Consider the following 18,499-nt stretch of genomic DNA (forward strand, 5'->3'; position numbering starts at 1 on the left):
GTTATTCTAAATCGGAGGCTTTCCGTCGTTTAAATCCTTTGTAAATTTCTATCCAAAGTACGGACACAATCCCTACTAAAATACTCAATCCCATTTGGAATCCAGAAACCCTTTCAAACTGGAAAAAAGAGGCAAATAATGGGATAAACAACAAGGAAGCCGTTACTAAAATGGTGGCGCTGATGATCAATAAGACCAAATTATTTTTGTAGTGTAATGTTGTTAAAATGGAGTAATAAAAGGAACGATTGGCAAGTGTTAGAAAAATATTAGACGAAATTAACGTTAGGAATACCACGGTCCTTGTGGTACTCTCAGAACAATGTGTAGCTACGCAATACTGGTACATAAATAACAGTCCAATTGTGATGACAAGACCTTGAATGATACTGATTGTAATTTCTTTAAGTTTAAAAAATGTACTAGTAAAAGGTCTGGGTTGTAACAGCATTAAGTTGCGTTCCATAGGTTCGTTCTCGTATATTATAGAGCAAGTAGGTCCCATGATTATTTCCAAAAATATAACGTGAACTGGGGAGAAAATATTAGGATAAATCCATCCTAATGCCAAAGGGATAAAGATAATCAAGATGATAGGGATGTGTATTGAAATGATATATTGTATGGCTTTTTTTAGATTGTTGTATATTTTCCTACCCATGGCAACCGCATCAATCATTTTGGAGAAATCATCCTCAATCAGGATCAGATTGGCAGCTTGTTTCGCAATTTCTGTTCCCTTTTTTCCCATAGCAATTCCTATGTGGGCTGATTTTAAAGCGGGTCCATCGTTTACACCATCACCAGTCATGGCTACAATTTGATTGTTGTCTTTTAGTGCTTTTATAATCTTGAGTTTAGCTTCAGGAAACATTCTGGTAAAAATGGCAGTTTCCATAACCTTTTCTCTAAGTGTTGCGTCGTCCATCGCCATTAATTCATCTCCATTTATTGTTTTATCGGCATTTCTAAAACCAATTTGTTTAGCAATTGTCGCTGTTGTTTCCGCATTGTCGCCTGTAACTATTTTTACTTGGATTCCAGCTTTGTATAGGGTTTCGAAAACCGCTTTTATATTTGCTTTTGGAGGATCGTAAAAAGCAACTAGTCCTTTAAATTTAAAAGAAAAATCCTGTTGTTTTTCAGGATAATCAGAGCCTGAAAATGCTGCAAGTCCAACACCTAAAACCCGATAACCTTCTAAAGCCATTTTGCTCATTGCGGCTATAATTTTTTGTTTTTCATTTTCGGATAAATTTGAAGTTGCTATTAATGCTTCAGTAGCACCTTTGGCAGCGATAATTCTGTTCCCATTATGATTCTCGAAAACATGAGTCATCATAGGTGGTTTCCCCTCTAATGGATATTCATGTACAAGTTTAAAATTAGGCCGTTCGTCCGCTGTTTTTAATTTGGAATAGGCATCATGCAAGGCGATTTCCATTGGGTCAAAAGGAATGGGTTCGCTGGCCCACATCGCTATAGTTAATAATTCAGTATTATTGTCCGAGCAAGGTTCGTTTATAGTATCATTCGACAGCGTATAGCATTGCGCCAGACTCATCTTGTTTTCTGTAATGGTTCCTGTTTTATCTGTACAAATTACGTTTGCACTTCCTAAAGTTTCTACGGTTTTTGTTTGTTTAACAATAATCCCCATTTTCATCAAGCGCCAAGAACCAAGAGCCATAAAGGTGGTAAAAGCAACTGGAATCTCCTCTGGAATAATACTCATTGCCAAAGTTAGCGCTTTCAAAAGGCTGTCTAGAACCTCTTTTGAATTGTAATAATTTATAAACCAGACAAAGCCAAAAATCACCAAACCAACAAGAGACATTTTTTTGACAAAGTTTCCGATCTGAATTTGCAAAGGTGTTTTTTCTTCCACAATAGATTCTAGACTTTTGCCTATTATTCCCAATTGAGTTTTGTTGCCTATAGCGGTTACTTCACAAATCGCCAAACCACCTGTGACAATTGTTCCAAGAAATACGGTATTGTTTTTTGTTGTTTCATTTTTAAAAACAGCCAGCGATTCTCCAGTAAGAATGGATTCATTAACAGAGAAATCATTGGATTGCAGGATGACGCCGTCCGCAGGAATAAAAGTGCCTTCTTCCGCTTGGAGCAGATCACCTATGACAATTTCCTCGCTTGGAATTTCTATTATTTCATTGTTGCGAATGACTTTGCTTTTGGGTTGGGATAATTTTTTTAAAGCTTCAATTGCTGTTCTGCTTTTTGATTCCTGATAAAGTGAAATAGTAGAAACTAACAGTATTGCTACGGTCATGAAAATTCCATTTCCAAAATCGCCTGTAATGAAATAAATACTGGTTGCAGTAAGTAAAAGCAGGAACATGGGTTCTTTGACCATTTCAAATACCGAATTCAGAAAAAGATTTTTTTTCTGTTGAACTATAGCGTTTGATCCAAACTTTGTTCTCGAAAGTACTACTTCTTCATTTGAAAGTCCTTTCAGCGGTTGTTGGGTTTCTGTCATAACAAAATAAATTAATCAGATTTAATAGATTGGAAACCATAGCGTAAATCAGGAACAAGGAATTGCCTTCGAAATGCAATTTAATTATTTATTGTATAAAGAAGCTGTTTTTTTGCTTAAAATTGTCTATATTTGCACGCAATTAAACTCCAACTACAATTGCAATGATCGCACACAACTCTAAGATTATCGGTGAAGGATTAACTTACGATGATGTTCTATTAGTACCCAACTACTCCAATGTGCTTCCGCGCGAAGTGAGTATTCAATCAAAATTTTCAAGAAATATAACACTAAATGTTCCAATTGTATCCGCTGCAATGGATACGGTAACCGAAAGTGCAATGGCAATTGCTATGGCTCAAGAGGGTGGAATAGGTGTTTTACATAAAAATATGACAATCGAGCAGCAAGCTGCTAAAGTACGAAAAGTAAAGCGTGCTGAGTCTGGAATGATTATAGATCCAGTTACTTTGCCGTTGACTTCTACTGTAGCTGATGCTAAAAATGCGATGAAAGAATATGGAATTGGAGGAATTCCAATTGTAGATGATAATCAAATTTTAAAAGGAATCGTCACTAACAGAGATTTACGTTTTGAAAAAAATAGTGCCAGACCTATTATTGAGGTAATGACCAGCGAAAATTTGGTTACTGTTGCGGAAGGTACTTCACTAGAACAAGCAGAAGTAGTTTTACAGGGACACAAAATCGAAAAATTACCAGTTGTTAACAAAGACTACAAATTAGTAGGCTTAATAACATTTAGAGATATCACTAAATTAACTCAAAAACCAATTGCAAATAAAGATGTTTATGGTCGTTTGCGAGTTGCTGCAGCCATCGGTGTAACTGGTGATGCTGTTCAAAGAGCTGAAGCATTAGTAAATGCTGGAGTTGATGCCATTATTATTGATACCGCTCACGGACACACACAAGGTGTTGTCAACGTATTGAAAGAAGTAAAAAGTAAATTTCCTCAAATTGATGTTATTGTAGGTAACATTGCTACACCGGAAGCAGCTAAGTTCTTAGTTGAAAATGGAGCTGATGGTGTAAAAGTAGGAATTGGACCTGGTTCAATTTGTACTACGCGCATTGTTGCGGGTGTTGGTTTTCCTCAATTTTCTGCTGTTCTTGAAGTGGCTGCGGCTATCAAAGGGACTGGAGTTCCTGTAATTGCAGATGGTGGAATTCGGTATACAGGTGATATTCCTAAGGCTATTGCTGCAGGTGCTGACTGTGTGATGTTGGGTTCCTTATTGGCCGGTACCATGGAATCTCCTGGTGAAACTATTATTTTTGAAGGAAGAAAATTCAAATCGTACCGCGGAATGGGTTCTGTTGAAGCGATGCAGGAAGGTTCAAAAGACCGTTATTTTCAAGATGTTGAAGATGATGTAAAGAAATTAGTTCCAGAAGGAATTGTGGGTCGTGTACCTTATAAAGGGGAATTGAATGAAAGTATGCAGCAATTCGTTGGGGGTCTTAGAGCTGGAATGGGTTATTGTGGTTCAAAAGATATTCCTACGCTACAAGAAACTGGTCGTTTTGTTCGCATTACAGCTAGTGGAATCAATGAGAGTCATCCTCATAATGTAACGATTACAAAAGAAGCTCCAAATTATTCAAGATAAATTTTAAGCTAAAAGCATAAAAAAGGCTGCCTAGAGTTGAAAACTTTTGGCAGCCTTTTTAAGTACTTAATCTCTTTTTGGAGTGTTTTTCTTGTCTCTCTTTTCTTCTTTCTTTTCTTTAGCCGTTTTCAATGGCTCTTTTTTAGCTGTTTTCTTTGCGTCTTGACTTTTTGCCATGATATAGATTTTTAAAATTAGTTTTTTATGATGTAAGTAAAAGTATATAATTTTTTTGATTTGGAATCAAAAAATATTTTTAAAACGTTCCTTCAATGATTAATTATCATACTCCCTTGGCATACAATGAGTGAGATGTAATTGGCATATTAAAAATGGAGGTGTCTCTCTTCGTAAATAAGAAGTTCTGTTTTAGATTTTAATTAACCTATAGAATCTTTACCGCAGTAATAATTATTTTTGAAACTAACAATTGTCGCGATAGACCCTGATAAAAAATACTGCCAAGTTTAAAGTTTACGGCATTGGCACCAGTAAATTCCTATAATTGTATTGTCGTTATTGTTGTAGTACATACTTTGAAATGTGATCCTATCAATCGATTACATTGTATTGGAATTTTAATTCTGTGCTAAGTGTATCTGATTAAAGTGAAAATTTCTAATCGCTACTGCCATCGAGGAATTGTAGAATTAGAAATAAAACCGACTGGATTTTCATTGTATTTATTTCTTCTTCAAAACCTTATATTCCTCATAACAACCACTTATAGCATCCATAATTTGTAAATCGTTTGCGGATTGTATAAAAGATTCGGAATAGTTACAACGCTGGAGAATTTCAGCTATTTCATTTTTTTCAACGCCTAAAAGAACTGAAATCATTTCTCTATCAAACTTAGATTCTAGTAGATTCCGAACCGTGTCATCTTTTTTCATCTCTTTAAGTTTCTTGAGCTCTTTTGGGTTTTTACCAAAAAAATTATAGAGCACATCTGCTGGATTAAAGATGGATCCAAGTACTCTTCCAAAGGCATTTGGAGAATAAGCGCCTGCTTCATATCCTTGGGTTAACCCTGAAATGCTGTACCTGTAGTTTTCTTTAACGGGAATAATTTTAGTGTCAACTTCTAGATATCCTGTTAAATTAAAGGGACGTATTACTATTTCTTCAAGTGCGATGGCTTTTTCAGTAAGTTGTATTTTTGTGCTTTTATTTTTGATCCAGTCATTGGTAACACGCACGCGGAGCGATTGAAAACCTAGGCTAGTAATGTGAAGTGTGTCGTTGAGTTGCACATCGATTTCAAAATAGCCTCTTGAGTCAGTAGTTGCACCTCTTACTTTGTTGATATTTATGATATTCACATTAGGTAAAGACTGTCTAGTTGTGTTACTGATGATGATGCCATCAACTTTTTGGGAAGGTTCTTTAACTTGTGCAACAGCAACCGCAGAGAGGATTGTAAACAAAAAAACTACAAAATATTTCATACACTGATTTAAGACTTTAAAAGTAATAAATCAGGATTAAATATTTTGTAGTTCTAGTATATAATTACAAGAAAATTAACAATGAATGTTAGTCTCTTCTTGGTCTTCTTGGTCTTGGTGCGTCACCAAAGCTTTGAGAGCGTCTAGGTGCTCTATCTGATGAACCTTCAGTTCTAGGTCTGTCAGATGAAAAACCACCTTCTCTTCTTGGAGCAGCACTTCTAGAATCGCTTCTTCCGCCAAATCCACCTTCTCTTGGAGCTGAATTTCTATCGCTTCTAAAGCCACCGCCAGAACCTTCTCTTCTTGGAGCAAAACTACCTTCTCTTCTTGGAGCAGAACTTCTTTCGCCACCAGAGCGACCTCCGCCAAAACCACCACCAGAGCTTCTTCCATTATGGTCACGTCTTCCGCCACCTTCATTTTTAGAAATTTCAACATTGATTCTACGTCCTTCTAATTGTACGTTGTTCAATACTTCCATTACTTTATCAGTATGTTCCGGATCAGTGTTAAAGAAAGAGAAACCTTCTTTTACATCAACTTTGAAAACGTCATCACGACCTAAGTCTAATGTTTCTTTTAAGTAATCTTTCAATGACATCCAATCAAAGTTATCTCTAGAACCTATGTTCACAAAATACCTCGTTGCACCACCATTGTTATTTTCTCTTGGAGCACCATCTCTGTCATCACGTTCTCTTCGTTCGGAACCTGAAGCTTGATTAGAAAGGTCTCTCGTTTTCTTGTAGTAATTGATAAAACGATTAAATTCAACCGATACCATTTTCTTGATTAATTCTTCTTTCGAAAGATCTTCAAGAACGCTGTTTATTGCAGGTAAATAGTTGTCAATTTCGTGATCAACCTCTACATCTTTAATTTTATTAGCTAAGTGCAATAATTGAATTTCGCAGATTTCAATCCCAGATGGAATAGTTTTTTCTTCGAATTTTTGTTTGATGATTCTTTCAATAGAAGAAATCTTACGCAATTCGCTTTTAGTTACAATTACAATAGAAGTACCTAATTTACCAGCACGACCCGTACGACCTGAACGGTGGTTGTACGTTTCAATTTCGTCAGGAAGTTGGTAATTTACTACGTGAGTAATATTATCAACGTCAATTCCACGAGCAGCAACATCTGTCGCAACAAGCATTTGGATTTGGCGACCTCTAAAAGATTTCATTACACCATCACGTTGCGCTTGAGATAAATCTCCGTGCAAGGCAGCAGCGCTGTATCCATCTTCGACTAATTTTTCAGCAACAGCTTGTGTATCTCTTTTGGTACGACAAAATACTACTGAGAAGATGTCTGGATTAGCATCAGCTAAACGTTTCAAAGCTTCGTAACGGTCACGTGCATTTACAAGGTAAAATTCGTGAGAAACGGTAGCTGAACCTGAATTTTTAGCTCCAACTGTAATTTCAATTGGATCGGTCATGAACTGTTTTCCAATACGTGCTACTTCAGCAGGCATTGTTGCAGAGAATAACCATGTGTTTTTTTCGTCTGGCGTAGTAGACAGGATGTTTACGATATCTTCGTAGAAACCCATGTTTAACATTTCGTCAGCTTCGTCAAGAATACAGTAGTTGATTTGAGAAATGTTTACCAATCCTCTATTAATCATATCTTGCATTCTTCCTGGAGTTGCTACAATAATTTGTGCTCCTCTCTTTATGTCTCTCGCTTGTTCTGTAATGCTAGCTCCACCGTAAACTGCTACCACATTAATACCTTTTTCGTATTTAGAGTAGTTTTTAATTTCGTTGGTAATCTGCAAACAAAGTTCACGTGTTGGAGATAAAATTAATGCTTGTGTGTTTCTGTTGTTGGCATCAATTTTCTGAATAACTGGAAATCCAAATGCTGCCGTTTTCCCTGTCCCTGTCTGAGCCAACGCAACCATATCTGTGTCTTTTTCCAATAATAGGGGAATCGCTTTCTCCTGTACTTCGGTCGGATTTTCAAATCCTAGATCTAAAATCGCCTTCAGTAACGATTCACTCAATCCTAATTGTTCAAATTTATTCATATGTATTTTTAAAATAGGGTGCAAAATTACTGTTTATAATCCATATAAACTAATGCTATTTTAAGAATTAATGATTTATTACAATTTGATTATCAGATTGTTATATTTTTAATTGTAAATTACACTATGCAGTCGCAGCTATTTTAGTGGGATATTGCTCTTTAGAATTTAATAATTTGTTCGAAAGAGTGTGTTTAATGCGCTCTATTCCGATGTTTTCAAAAAATCAATTAGTTTTTTAGTTGCCTTTCCCCTGTGACTGATTTTGTTTTTTATCTCTAATGATAATTGGGCGAATGTTTCGTCATAACCGTCTGGCTGAAAAATGGGATCGTATCCAAAACCCTGATCTCCAATTTTTTTTGAAGTGATCAATCCTCGTGCTATTCCAGTAAAAAGATGCTGATTGCCATTTAGATTTAATGTCATAACGGTTTTAAACTGTGCAGCTCTATTATTTTTGCTGCCAAGCGCATCCAATAATTTATTTATATTATCATCTGCGTTGCGTTGTTCCCCAGCATAGCGCGCGGAGTAAACGCCGGGATCACCATTCAAAGAGTCTACTTCTAGTCCAGTATCATCTGCAAAGCAATTGTAGCCAAATTTTTCAGTCACATAATTTGCTTTTTGAATTGCATTCCCTTCAATAGTTCCAGCTGTTTCTGGAATGTCTTCAAAACATCCTATACTTTCAAGACTCAATATAAGAATTGTATCAGGAAGCATGCTTTGTAATTCTAGGATTTTGTTTTTGTTATTAGAAGCGAAAACGAGTTGCATTTTTTTTTGATTTAATTTCCAAATATACGCTTTATCGGTAGGACAGATCCCATTTGAAGTATTTTATTGTTTATTAAATATAGGGAGCTGTATTTGTAATAAATATTTTAAAACCTGTACACTAAATTATTTTTAAAGTATTGATATTCATGTAATTGTGTAAATTTTTTATATCTTTGAATGTCGTTTTGGTTGATCACTTGAATAATTTGCCAGTATATGGTGATACTATTTAAATAGCTAATTTTACTGAACGGTAAAGTTTGTAATGGTAAATCGAAATTAACAATCGGAGGCACTTTAAAAAGGCCTCCTTTTTTTATTTGTTGGTTTCCCTAAATAATAATTATTCCTGTACTTTTTTGATAGTTAATTTTCTACACCACTTTTGTTCAATTGTAATTCTGCGTTCATTATTACTAATATCTATTTAATAACTGATAATCAATACGTTAATGATTAGTTAAAGTGTTTGATGTTGTTTTTTTATGTTCTAATTAGTTGTATATTTGATTATGGTTTTGGTTTATTGTTGAATATATCCATTTGCAAGGAGAAGAGTATTTACTAGTTAGTAGTATCGAAAGATATAAGCTGATAACAAAAAACCAAAGTCCATAATTAGGAGGCCCTTTAAAAAGGCCTCCTTTTTTTATTTGTTGGTATCCCTAAATAGCAATTATTCCTGTACTTTTTTGATAGTTAATTTTCTACGCCACTTTTGTTCAATTGTAATTCTGCGTTCATTATTACTAATATCTATTTAATAACTGATAATCAATAAGTTAATGATTAGTTAAAGTGTTTGATGTTGTTTTTTTATGTTTTAATTAGTTGTATATTTGATTATGGTTTTGGTTTATTGTTGAATATAACCATCTGCAAGGAGAAGAGTATTTACTAGTCAGTAGTATCGAAAGATATAAACTGATAACAAAAAACCAAAGTCCATATTTGGAGGCCCTTTAAAAAGGCCTCCTTTTTTTTGTGCTACTCCTTGAAGTAGTAGTTTTTACAGATTGTTTTTCAAAAGAATTTTTCAAAGCTTATTTTTAAAAATTAGTTGCCAAATAACATAAATGGAGTGAAAAAAGTCATTTGCCAATTCATGATAAAAATAATTTAAATAACTGATTATCAATTTATTTTGTTGTTTAAAATCGTAAATTTGAGTGTGGTTTTGATTAATTACTTGGGATGGCAATCTCACAATGAAATTGATATTTCATAATCGACTCTTCTTGTAATAGTAGCAGTTAATATTGGTAAATCAGAATCAACAATTGGAGGACTCTAAAAGTCCTCCTTTTTTTTAATACTGTAAACCATAATCTATTTTAAAAAATAGATAAGTAGTAAGCATTTGTCTGTAACGGCTATTTTACTGCGTGTTGAAAAGGGTTTAGTTGTGGCATGTAACACGTTAATTTTTTGGTTTAAAAACTATTTTTCAATATTTTTTCATTTAAATATTGCTAACTTTAAGTATGTTTTTGATTAATTACTTGAATATGTCTTTCCTACAATAGGAATGACAATTCAATAATCAGCTATACTACTAATTGTATGAGTTGATAATGGTAAATCAGAATCAGCAACAGGAGGGCCGTAATGGCCCTCCTGTTTATTTAGTAAAGGTTCTTTTTTAATGCTTTGTTACGCTTTTTAAATTGTCAGGAAAATACAAATCAGCTAAATGAGCAAATTCATCACCACGCATGAAAATGTTTATATCTACCTCTTTGAAGCTTTTTTTTCCTGCGGCAGCGAGTAGTTCATTTGCCGAATGCAATGTGTTTTTATGAAAATGAAAAACACGTTCTGATTTGTCTCTTACAACTAATCCTTTCATTAACATTTTGTCTTGTGTAGCCACTCCCGTAGGGCATGTATTGGTATTGCAACGCAATGCTTGAATACAGCCTATTGAAAACATAAAGCCTCGAGCACTATTGCAAATATCTGCACCAAGAGCAACTGCTCTCAGAATTGAATAGCCCGATATCATTTTGCCACTGCAAATAATGCGTATGCGGTCTCTAATTCCAAAACGGACTAAAGTTTTATTGACAAATATAAGTGCAGGTTCAAATGGCATTCCTACACCATCTGCAAATTCTAATGGCGCAGCTCCCGTTCCTCCTTCGGCACCGTCAACAGTGATAAAATCGGGGAAGCAGTTTTGAGTAATCATTTCTTGGCAAATCATTTCAAATTCTCTAGTGTCCCCGATGCAAAGTTTGAAACCTATTGGTTTTCCATTGGAAAGTACTCGTAATTTTGATATGAAAGCAATCAAACCTTTAAAATCTTCAAAAGCAGAATGATTGGGAGGTGAAAGAATCGTTGTATGTGGTAAGACACCTCTTATTTTAGCAATTTGTATCGTGTTTTTTGCTGCTGGTAAAACTCCTCCATGGCCTGGTTTAGCTCCTTGTGATAATTTAATCTCAATCATTTTTACTTCTGGTAAATTTGCTTTTTCAGCAAATTTACCGCCGTCAAATCCACCTCTGTCATCGCGACAACCAAAATAACCCGTTCCTATTTGTCATGTAACATCGCCTCCTTGCTGATGGAATTCGGTTAAGCCGCCTTCCCCTGTATTGTGATAAAAGTTTCCTTTTAAAGCTCCTTTATTTAGAGCCATGATAGCATTCTCACTCAAAGAACCAAAACTCATTGCAGAAATATTCAATAAAGAAGCTGAATAAGGCTGTAAACAGTCTTTTCCTCCAATTGTTATTCGAGGAAGTTCCTCATTGACGACCGCAGGAAAAATGGAATGTTTAATGCCTTCATAATGATGTTCTTTTAAATTGAGTTGCGTTCCAAAAGGAGTAGTAGAGTCGATGTTTTTGGCTCTTTGATATACGAGGGAGCGCTCATTTCTTGAAAAAGGTTTTCCGTCAGTGGAACGTTCGATAAAATATTGTTGTATTTCTGGAGCTATCATTTCGAATAAATATCTGAAATAACCCAAAACCGGAAAATTTCTTAAAATAGCATGTTTGTGTTGGATGCTGTTAGCCAAACCAATTAATAATATAATGGTCAAGAGTACCATAAATAGCAGGCCGACATTGAAATAAAAATAAATAATACCGTTGCAAATTAATGCGGATAGTATTAAAACGAAAAACTTTTGTCTCATTCTCAAAATTGTTTAAGCCCCTAAAATACTAAGAATATTAAATATTTCTTACTTTTAACGCTTTTAATTATAAAGGATTTTTTTAATTCGCATTCGCGTTCTGGATTAAGGACGTGGTTTGAAAACCATAAGATCCTTTTTAACGTATCTGTTTTTAATTAATAACAATTCACAAACTATGAGTCTAAAAATAGATAAACAGATACTTGCTGTTTCAAAATTTTTATTTTTCGTCTTGTTTTTTTCTAACACGTATGCACAGTATGTCTTCCCAAGCGATGCAATTCCTCAAAAAATTTCTTTACACAAATACACTACGATTGCTGATGTAGGTCAAAGAAATTTAGACGTCAAATTTGTTATGGCTAATTTTGATGCTTTGAAACCGCTACAACTTGAAACTGAAAATGACGATTTAGGTTTTATTCAAAATAATTTCTGGTCAAAAACAGTACTAAAAAATCCGACTAATTCTAGCTTGAATTACTACTTAGAAACGGCCAGACCCGTTACTGATTTAGTCGAATTATATACCGTTGATAGTATTAATGGGAAAATTACAAAATTAGTAAGTGGTGATGCCATTCCGTATTCGGAGCGAAGTTTTGAGAACCGTAAAGCTATTTTCAAAATAGACCTTGCGCCAAGATCGACTCAGCAGTTGTATTTGCATTTAAAGAGTGATGGTGAAGCTATTAAAATTCCAGTCATGCTGTATTCAGCAGAAAGTTTTATGACAATGATATCAAATGAACAATTGTTTTTTGGTATGTTTTATGGAATTTTAGTCATTGCAACAATAATCTATTTCTTCTTCTTTTTTGCTTTGAGCGATAAGATCTTTTTATACTATAGTTTATATGTTTTTTTTGTGGGTTTGTTACAATTTGCTTTAGATGGATTTTTCTTCAAATTCGTTACGCCAAATGCAGGTTGGTTTTCTAATCATGCTTTATTGTTTATAGCGATTATAGCGGTTTTTTTATCGGGTAAATACAGTGAGTTGTTTTTAAAAATTAAAAGTAATAGTCGAAAAATCAACATTCTGTTTAATGTTGCTTATGCCTTATTGTTTTCGTTATTGTTCTGCGTTATTTTTATCCCGTCCATTTTGTTGTTTTCTTACATTTTAGTTAATGTGCTTACACTCGTATTTCTAATCTTAATTGTTTATTCCATAGCCTATCTCTATTATAAAAGGAAGCCCGTAGATGCTTTTTTTACTGCTGGTATTTTATTTTTAATAACAGGTTTTGGCATCTTTATTTTGTATAATTTCGGCTTATTACCCAATACCTTTTTTACTCAAAACAGTTCGAAATTGGGAACCGGTTTAGAGGTTATTTTCCTATCCCTTTCGATGTCCAAATTAATTAGAAATTTGAAAAACGAAAAAAATGAACTCAATCGGATAGCCTTGGTCCGTTCTGAAGAAATGAACGATTTGAAGTCTTACTTCTTGTCCAACATCAGTCATGAATTGCGAACGCCATTGAATGCTATTGTAAACTTGATTGATTCCATTTCTAGTGAAGTTCAGGACGATAAAATTAAACAAAACTGTCAGGTCATAAAATATTCATCTCATAGTTTATTGAGTTCTGTTAATGATATTTTAGATTTTTCTAAAATTGAAAAAGGGGAATTGAAGTTGGAAATGAATCAATTTGATCCCTTGCAGGTTTTGCAGCATTTAAAAGATAATGCCAATCGAATTGCCACAGAAAAAGGATTGCAGTTTGAATTTTCTGCCTCAAGAATTGTTCCTCATTTATTATTTGGGGATCAAACTCGTTTACAGCAGATTGTTAATAATGTGCTGAATAATGCTTTAAAATTTACATCCACAGGTTTTATTAAATTTACTATTGATAGTGAACTAAAAGCGAACAATAGAGCCAGTTTAATTTTGACCATTTCTGATTCAGGTGTAGGATTTCCAAAAGAGAAAATGGATCGTATTTTTGCTTCTTTTTCTCAAAATAATAGTAATAACAAGCGCCAATTTGGTGGACTTGGATTGGGTCTTTATATCGTGAAAACATTGGTCAATATGCAAAATGGAACTATCGAAATGAATAGTACAGTCAACCAAGGAACTACGTGCATAATAGAATTAGATTTTGATATGGTGCAGCAGGAAAAAAAGGAAGTAATTGGAATTGAGCCCGTAGTTTGCGATTTAGGAGGCAAAACTATTTTGGTAGTGGAAGACAATCCTATTAATCAAATGGTTGTTAAAATGATAACTAAAAAATGGTTGAACACCACCGTTATTTATGCCAATAATGGACAAGAAGCACTCGAGGCATTCAAAATAAATCAATTTGATATTGTCTTAATGGATCTTCAAATGCCAGTCATGGATGGATACGAAGCGACAATTGCAATTAGAAACGGGGAAGCAGGAGCAGAGAATGTAAATATACCCATTATTGCCATAACCGCTGATGTGATGGAAACCACAAAGCAGCGGGTTAAAGACATTGGGATGAATCATTATTTATCCAAACCTATAAGGAAAGAAACCTTGTATGAAACAGTAAAAAAATTAGTTTAGCTGAAACGCAATCGTACATAAACATGTTTGATTCCTTTTTTTTCAGATTCTCGTTCGTCTATTTCCAAGATATCAGTTAATGATTTTAGCATTGGAGTTAATTTTACAAAACCATAATTTCTAGGATCAAATTCTGGTTTTCTTTTTACGATTAGGTTTCCCACATCACCTAGAAATGCCCATCCATCATCATCGCAAATATCTTCTATGGTGGTTTCAATCAATTCAATGGTTTCTGTGTCGATTTTGCTCAATGATTTCTCTATCGGTTTTTCAACTGTTTTTCCAGCAGGTTTTCCAGCAGGTTTTATAGTATCTGCAGAACGTTTTTTTGCTTTTTTCTGAATAGCGCCATCTAAAACTTCGATATAAATAAATCGGTCGCAAGCAACTATAAAAGAATTGGGCGTTTTTTTCTCTCCAAGTCCAATAACTTTCATTCCAGATTCTCTCAAACGAATTGCAAGTCGTGTAAAATCAGAATCACTAGAAACAATACAAAAACCGTCTACTTTATCCGAATATAACAAGTCCATGGCGTCAATAATCATCGCTGAATCCGACGAGTTTTTACCCACTGTGTAGCTGTATTGTTGAATAGGTGTAATGGCGTGTTCTAATAAAACACTTTTCCACCCACCAGCATTTGGCTTGGTCCAATCGGCATAAATGCGCTTGGTGGTTGGTGTTCCAAATTTGGCTATTTCTTCCATCATTCCTTTTACATTGCTGTATGGAACATTATCAGCATCAATGAGAACGGCCAATTTTAATTCTTTTGTATCTTGTGACATTTTTTGATTTTGTTGCGTTTTTCTACTTTAAAGGTAGGAATAATTCTTTTAATTGATATTTCTTTACTTTTTGTTAGCTAAATCTTTGATGGAAACCTCGTTGATTCTAACATCTTTAATAACGGCTTCGCCATTTTTTATCGCAACTAAAGCATAAGTTTGATCCTTCTTATTTAGGGATAAATCTCGATAAATTTTTTCGGCGTCAGAGGCACTATTTTCATTCATATAAAACCGATCAAAAGGAAGGTCCAAAGCTATTTTATTCTGGTCAATAGTAAAGGCGATTTTTGATTTAACATAACAATTTTCAGCAGTGGGTTTATTTCTCGAAATTGAAATTATCTGTGCAAAACCATCTTCATTCGTTTTTATAGTGGCATAAACGGTCTCTCCTATCATCCATTTAGAGGCATTTTTAACGGTTATTTCTCGTTCTTTAAAAAAAAGAGTAATGTACTTTCCTCTAAAAGCATCATAAGGATCTACTGGAGCAGTTTGAAACTTGAACTCAGTTCCAGTTTTCACTACGTCTTCCTGTTTCAATATCATTTGCAACGGAACATACAATTGTACTACAATCAGTAAAATAAATAATAGGACTTGTACTTTCTTATTTTTCATTTCTATTTCTATTTTTTAGCATGATATAATTAGTTGCGAAAAATCCAAAACCAATGACAATAAAAACAATTCCTCGGATCACAAAACTCAAATTGGTATCAAAAAAACGACAAGCAATAAGAATGGTAATTATTACTAAACCAAAATTTAGTATTCCCAAATGTTTTTGGGTAATCCCGCGTTTAATCTCCGCAATCCCTATTGCTAATACGATTCCATTGGCGACAAGAGAAAATTCGTATCCCGAAATGAAAGGAAGGATATTGGTCAGAAAGACGAAGTCGAAAATGGAACTTTCTTTGAATTTCGTTTTGGAGTTTTTTGCAAAATATAAGACAGCAGCAAAAAGTGTAAGAAGAAAAGTAGTTAAAAATTCGGTTGAAAAAAAAGTATCTTTCGCAGAAATAGTATTATAAATAGACTTATCCCAAAACCACTTAAAGCTATAAAGCAACAGCAGGTAGAGTATTCCTAATTTACCAATAATCAGATAGCTATTATTTTTTAATTTTAAATTTTTAAAAAAGGAGGATTCACCAATAAAATAAAAAATCGTAAACAAACTCATGTAGCTTAAATACAACAGATTCTCATTTTTGTTAGCGATAGTGCCTAAACATATTAAAAGAGATAGCGAAACAAACCAGTTATGAAAAAGGGTGAAATTGCTTTGTGAATTAGTTCTGAGTAGTTGTATATAGTGTGGAACTATTCCTAGAATTAGTAACCAATAATAATAAGAATGGGCATTTGGATAACTAAAGTAATTCGTATTGCAAGCATAGTAGGTAATTCCAATAAGATATAATAGCGAAACTATTGAGGATCGAATAAGATATACTAATGGCAAGCACAAAAGCATCCAAGTGATTAAAAATGAACTTAAATCTCCTGGAATATTATAAACCTGAGCAATTAATGAAATTGTGGTTCCAACGGCAAAGAATAGAAAAACGGCAGAACTTTCTCTCCAAGTATTGTTTTCGGACTTTTTTAAAAGGGAATAGCCACTTGAGAATTGACCCATCAAAAGAGGCAGAAACGATAGGATTATTTTTGAAGGTCGGGATAAATTATCCCAGTTATGCGCAAAAACTAGTACGACTCCAAGTCCAATAAGAATAGCTCCTAAAACACCAAAAACCAAATACAGCTTATGCTCACTTCCACTTTCTTTTTGGCTATAATAAGACTTAATTTTTTCGGCTGTTTCGGGTGTAATTATGTTGTCTTTCAGCAGATCGTGCAGATCGTTTGTAATTTTGGGAGACATAAACTATATTTTGTATGTCCCAAATATACAAAGATTATTGTTGAAATCATCTTTAAGTCCTAATTCATCCTGAAGGTGAGAGACGCCCTTTTGTACTGCTTTGGCAAGGGATAAAGCTCTTTTTATAGACATCATAAATGATATTAACTGGCATTAGGATTAGTTTCAAAAAAGTATAAAGTTAAAGCTTGAAAAATAAATTTACTTTCAAGTCCTTTATAAAATTTAAATAATTATTTTTGCAACTTCTTAAAATTAAAATTATTACTTGATATATTATGGTAAAAGATTTATTCGAAAGGATTCAAAACAATAAAGGACCTTTAGGGAAATGGGCTTCACAAGCCGAAGGTTATTTTGTTTTTCCAAAATTAGAAGGGGAGCTTGGTCCAAGAATGCAGTTTGGTGGAAAAGATATTTTAAATTGGAGTTTGAATGACTATTTAGGGCTTGCCAATCACCCTGAAGTACGTAAGGCTGATACAGAAGCGGCAGCACAATATGGCGCGGCATACCCAATGGGCGCACGTATGATGAGTGGACATACCAAATATCACGAGCAATTAGAAAATGAATTAGCGGCTTTTGTAAAGAAAGAATCAGCGTATTTATTGAATTTTGGATACCAAGGAATCATGTCTACAATTGATGCCCTGGCTACAAAAAATGATGTAATTGTATATGACGTTGATGCTCATGCTTGTATTATTGATGGAGTTCGTTTGCACATGGGGAAACGTTTTACATACCGACACAATGACCTAGCGAGTATGGAAAAAAACTTGCAACGTGCTACAAAATTAGCTGAAGTAACAGGAGGAGGAATTCTTTTTATTACTGAAGGTGTTTTTGGAATGCGCGGACAGCAAGGGAAATTGAAAGAAATTGTTGCCATGAAGGAAAAATATAATTTCCGTTTGTTGGTTGATGATGCACACGGTTTTGGTACACTTGGAAAAACAGGAGCTGGAGCAGGTGAGGAGCAAGGTTGTCAAGATGGTATAGATGTTTATTTCTCTACTTTTGCAAAATCGATGGCTAATATTGGTGCTTTTATAGCAGCAGACAAAGATATTATTGACTATTTGAAGTACAATTTGCGTTCCCAAATGTTTGCTAAGGCATTACCAATGATTCAAACAATTGGTTCGTTGAAGCGTTTAGAATTGTTGCGTAATCATCCAGAATTAAAAGATAAATTATGGGAAAATGTAAATGCATTACAAAACGGATTGAGAGAACGTAACTTTAATATTGGAGATACAAATACTTGTGTGACTCCTGTATATCTTGAAGGAAGTGTGCCAGAAGCAATGATTATGGTAAACGATTTAAGAGAGAATTACGGTATTTTTTTATCTATTGTAATCTATCCAGTTATTCCAAAAGGAATTATCTTGTTGAGAATGATTCCTACCACGTCTCATACGTTATCAGATGTAGAGGAAACACTTACTGCCTTTGAAGCGATTCGTGAAAAATTAGAAAATGGTACGTACAAAGAGATTGCATCTAGAACAAAAGTAGATTTAGACGCATAGTTCCACAACCACTCTTTTCGTCTTTGGAAATTGGGGTAATAAAAGTGAAAATTAAAAAGTAAAAAATCTCGTTCACCACGGTGACTGAGATTTTTTTTTGTTTCTAGTCCAATGGAAATAACGTAGATTTATTAA

Annotated in this window: 10 protein-coding genes and 1 pseudogene; 3 read left to right on the forward strand and 8 right to left on the reverse strand. The window is 34.2% G+C overall.

The features are described from left to right. Position 1: 1 nt before the first annotated feature. Positions 2-2,503, reverse strand: a complete 2,502-nt coding sequence (locus BUC11_RS02590) for a cation-translocating P-type ATPase (protein ID WP_073351616.1) — start codon at positions 2,501-2,503, stop codon at positions 2-4. Between the two features lie 164 nt (positions 2,504-2,667). Between BUC11_RS02590 and guaB the strand changes: the two genes are divergently transcribed. Further along, positions 2,668-4,140, forward strand: coding sequence for an IMP dehydrogenase (guaB, locus tag BUC11_RS02595; RefSeq protein ID WP_073351619.1), 1,473 nt, complete (start codon positions 2,668-2,670; stop codon positions 4,138-4,140). A gap of 683 nt (positions 4,141-4,823) precedes the next feature. Here the strand turns inward: guaB and BUC11_RS02600 are convergent. The 4 genes and pseudogenes from BUC11_RS02600 to BUC11_RS02615 all read right to left on the reverse strand — a co-directional run bounded on the left by BUC11_RS02600 (position 4,824) and on the right by BUC11_RS02615 (position 11,572). Beyond that, positions 4,824-5,591: a carboxypeptidase-like regulatory domain-containing protein gene (locus tag BUC11_RS02600; protein WP_073351620.1), complete on the reverse strand. Its 768-nt coding sequence runs from the start codon at positions 5,589-5,591 to the stop codon at positions 4,824-4,826. An 88-nt stretch (positions 5,592-5,679) separates the two neighbouring features. Next, the gene (locus tag BUC11_RS02605; RefSeq protein WP_073351622.1) at positions 5,680-7,635 is read right to left on the reverse strand and encodes a DEAD/DEAH box helicase; all 1,956 of its coding nucleotides are present in this window, start codon (positions 7,633-7,635) and stop codon (positions 5,680-5,682) included. 204 nt (positions 7,636-7,839) lie between these two features. Then, on the reverse strand, positions 7,840-8,418 hold the full coding sequence (locus tag BUC11_RS02610; protein WP_073351623.1) for a non-canonical purine NTP diphosphatase: 579 nt from the start codon (positions 8,416-8,418) through the stop codon (positions 7,840-7,842). Positions 8,419-10,063: 1,645 nt separating this feature from the next. After that, positions 10,064-11,572 (reverse strand): annotated as a pseudogene (locus BUC11_RS02615) (FMN-binding glutamate synthase family protein). 178 nt (positions 11,573-11,750) lie between these two features. Between BUC11_RS02615 and BUC11_RS02620 the strand changes: the two are divergent. Then, entirely contained in the window at positions 11,751-14,132 is a 2,382-nt protein-coding gene (locus tag BUC11_RS02620; RefSeq protein WP_073351624.1) for a hybrid sensor histidine kinase/response regulator, read from the forward strand. Here the strand turns inward: BUC11_RS02620 and BUC11_RS02625 are convergent. The 3 genes from BUC11_RS02625 to BUC11_RS02635 form a co-directional block, all read right to left on the reverse strand. Beyond that, positions 14,129-14,926: an NYN domain-containing protein gene (locus tag BUC11_RS02625; RefSeq protein ID WP_066081725.1), complete on the reverse strand. Its 798-nt coding sequence runs from the start codon at positions 14,924-14,926 to the stop codon at positions 14,129-14,131. The genes BUC11_RS02620 and BUC11_RS02625 overlap by 4 nt on opposite strands. 63 nt (positions 14,927-14,989) lie before the next feature. After that, on the reverse strand, positions 14,990-15,550 hold the full coding sequence (locus BUC11_RS02630; protein WP_073351626.1) for a GDYXXLXY domain-containing protein: 561 nt from the start codon (positions 15,548-15,550) through the stop codon (positions 14,990-14,992). After that, entirely contained in the window at positions 15,540-16,823 is a 1,284-nt protein-coding gene (locus BUC11_RS02635) for a DUF2157 domain-containing protein (RefSeq protein ID WP_073351627.1), read from the reverse strand. Before BUC11_RS02635 ends, BUC11_RS02630 begins: the two co-directional genes overlap by 11 nt. A 278-nt stretch (positions 16,824-17,101) precedes the next feature. Here BUC11_RS02635 and BUC11_RS02640 point away from each other — a divergent pair, with 278 nt between their 5' ends. Beyond that, positions 17,102-18,364: a cysteate-C-fatty acyltransferase gene (locus tag BUC11_RS02640; RefSeq protein WP_073351629.1), complete on the forward strand. Its 1,263-nt coding sequence runs from the start codon at positions 17,102-17,104 to the stop codon at positions 18,362-18,364. Positions 18,365-18,499 lie beyond the last annotated feature (135 nt).

Origin of the sequence: Flavobacterium xanthum, assembly GCF_900142695.1 — a bacterium.
Taxonomy (GTDB): domain Bacteria; phylum Bacteroidota; class Bacteroidia; order Flavobacteriales; family Flavobacteriaceae; genus Flavobacterium; species Flavobacterium xanthum.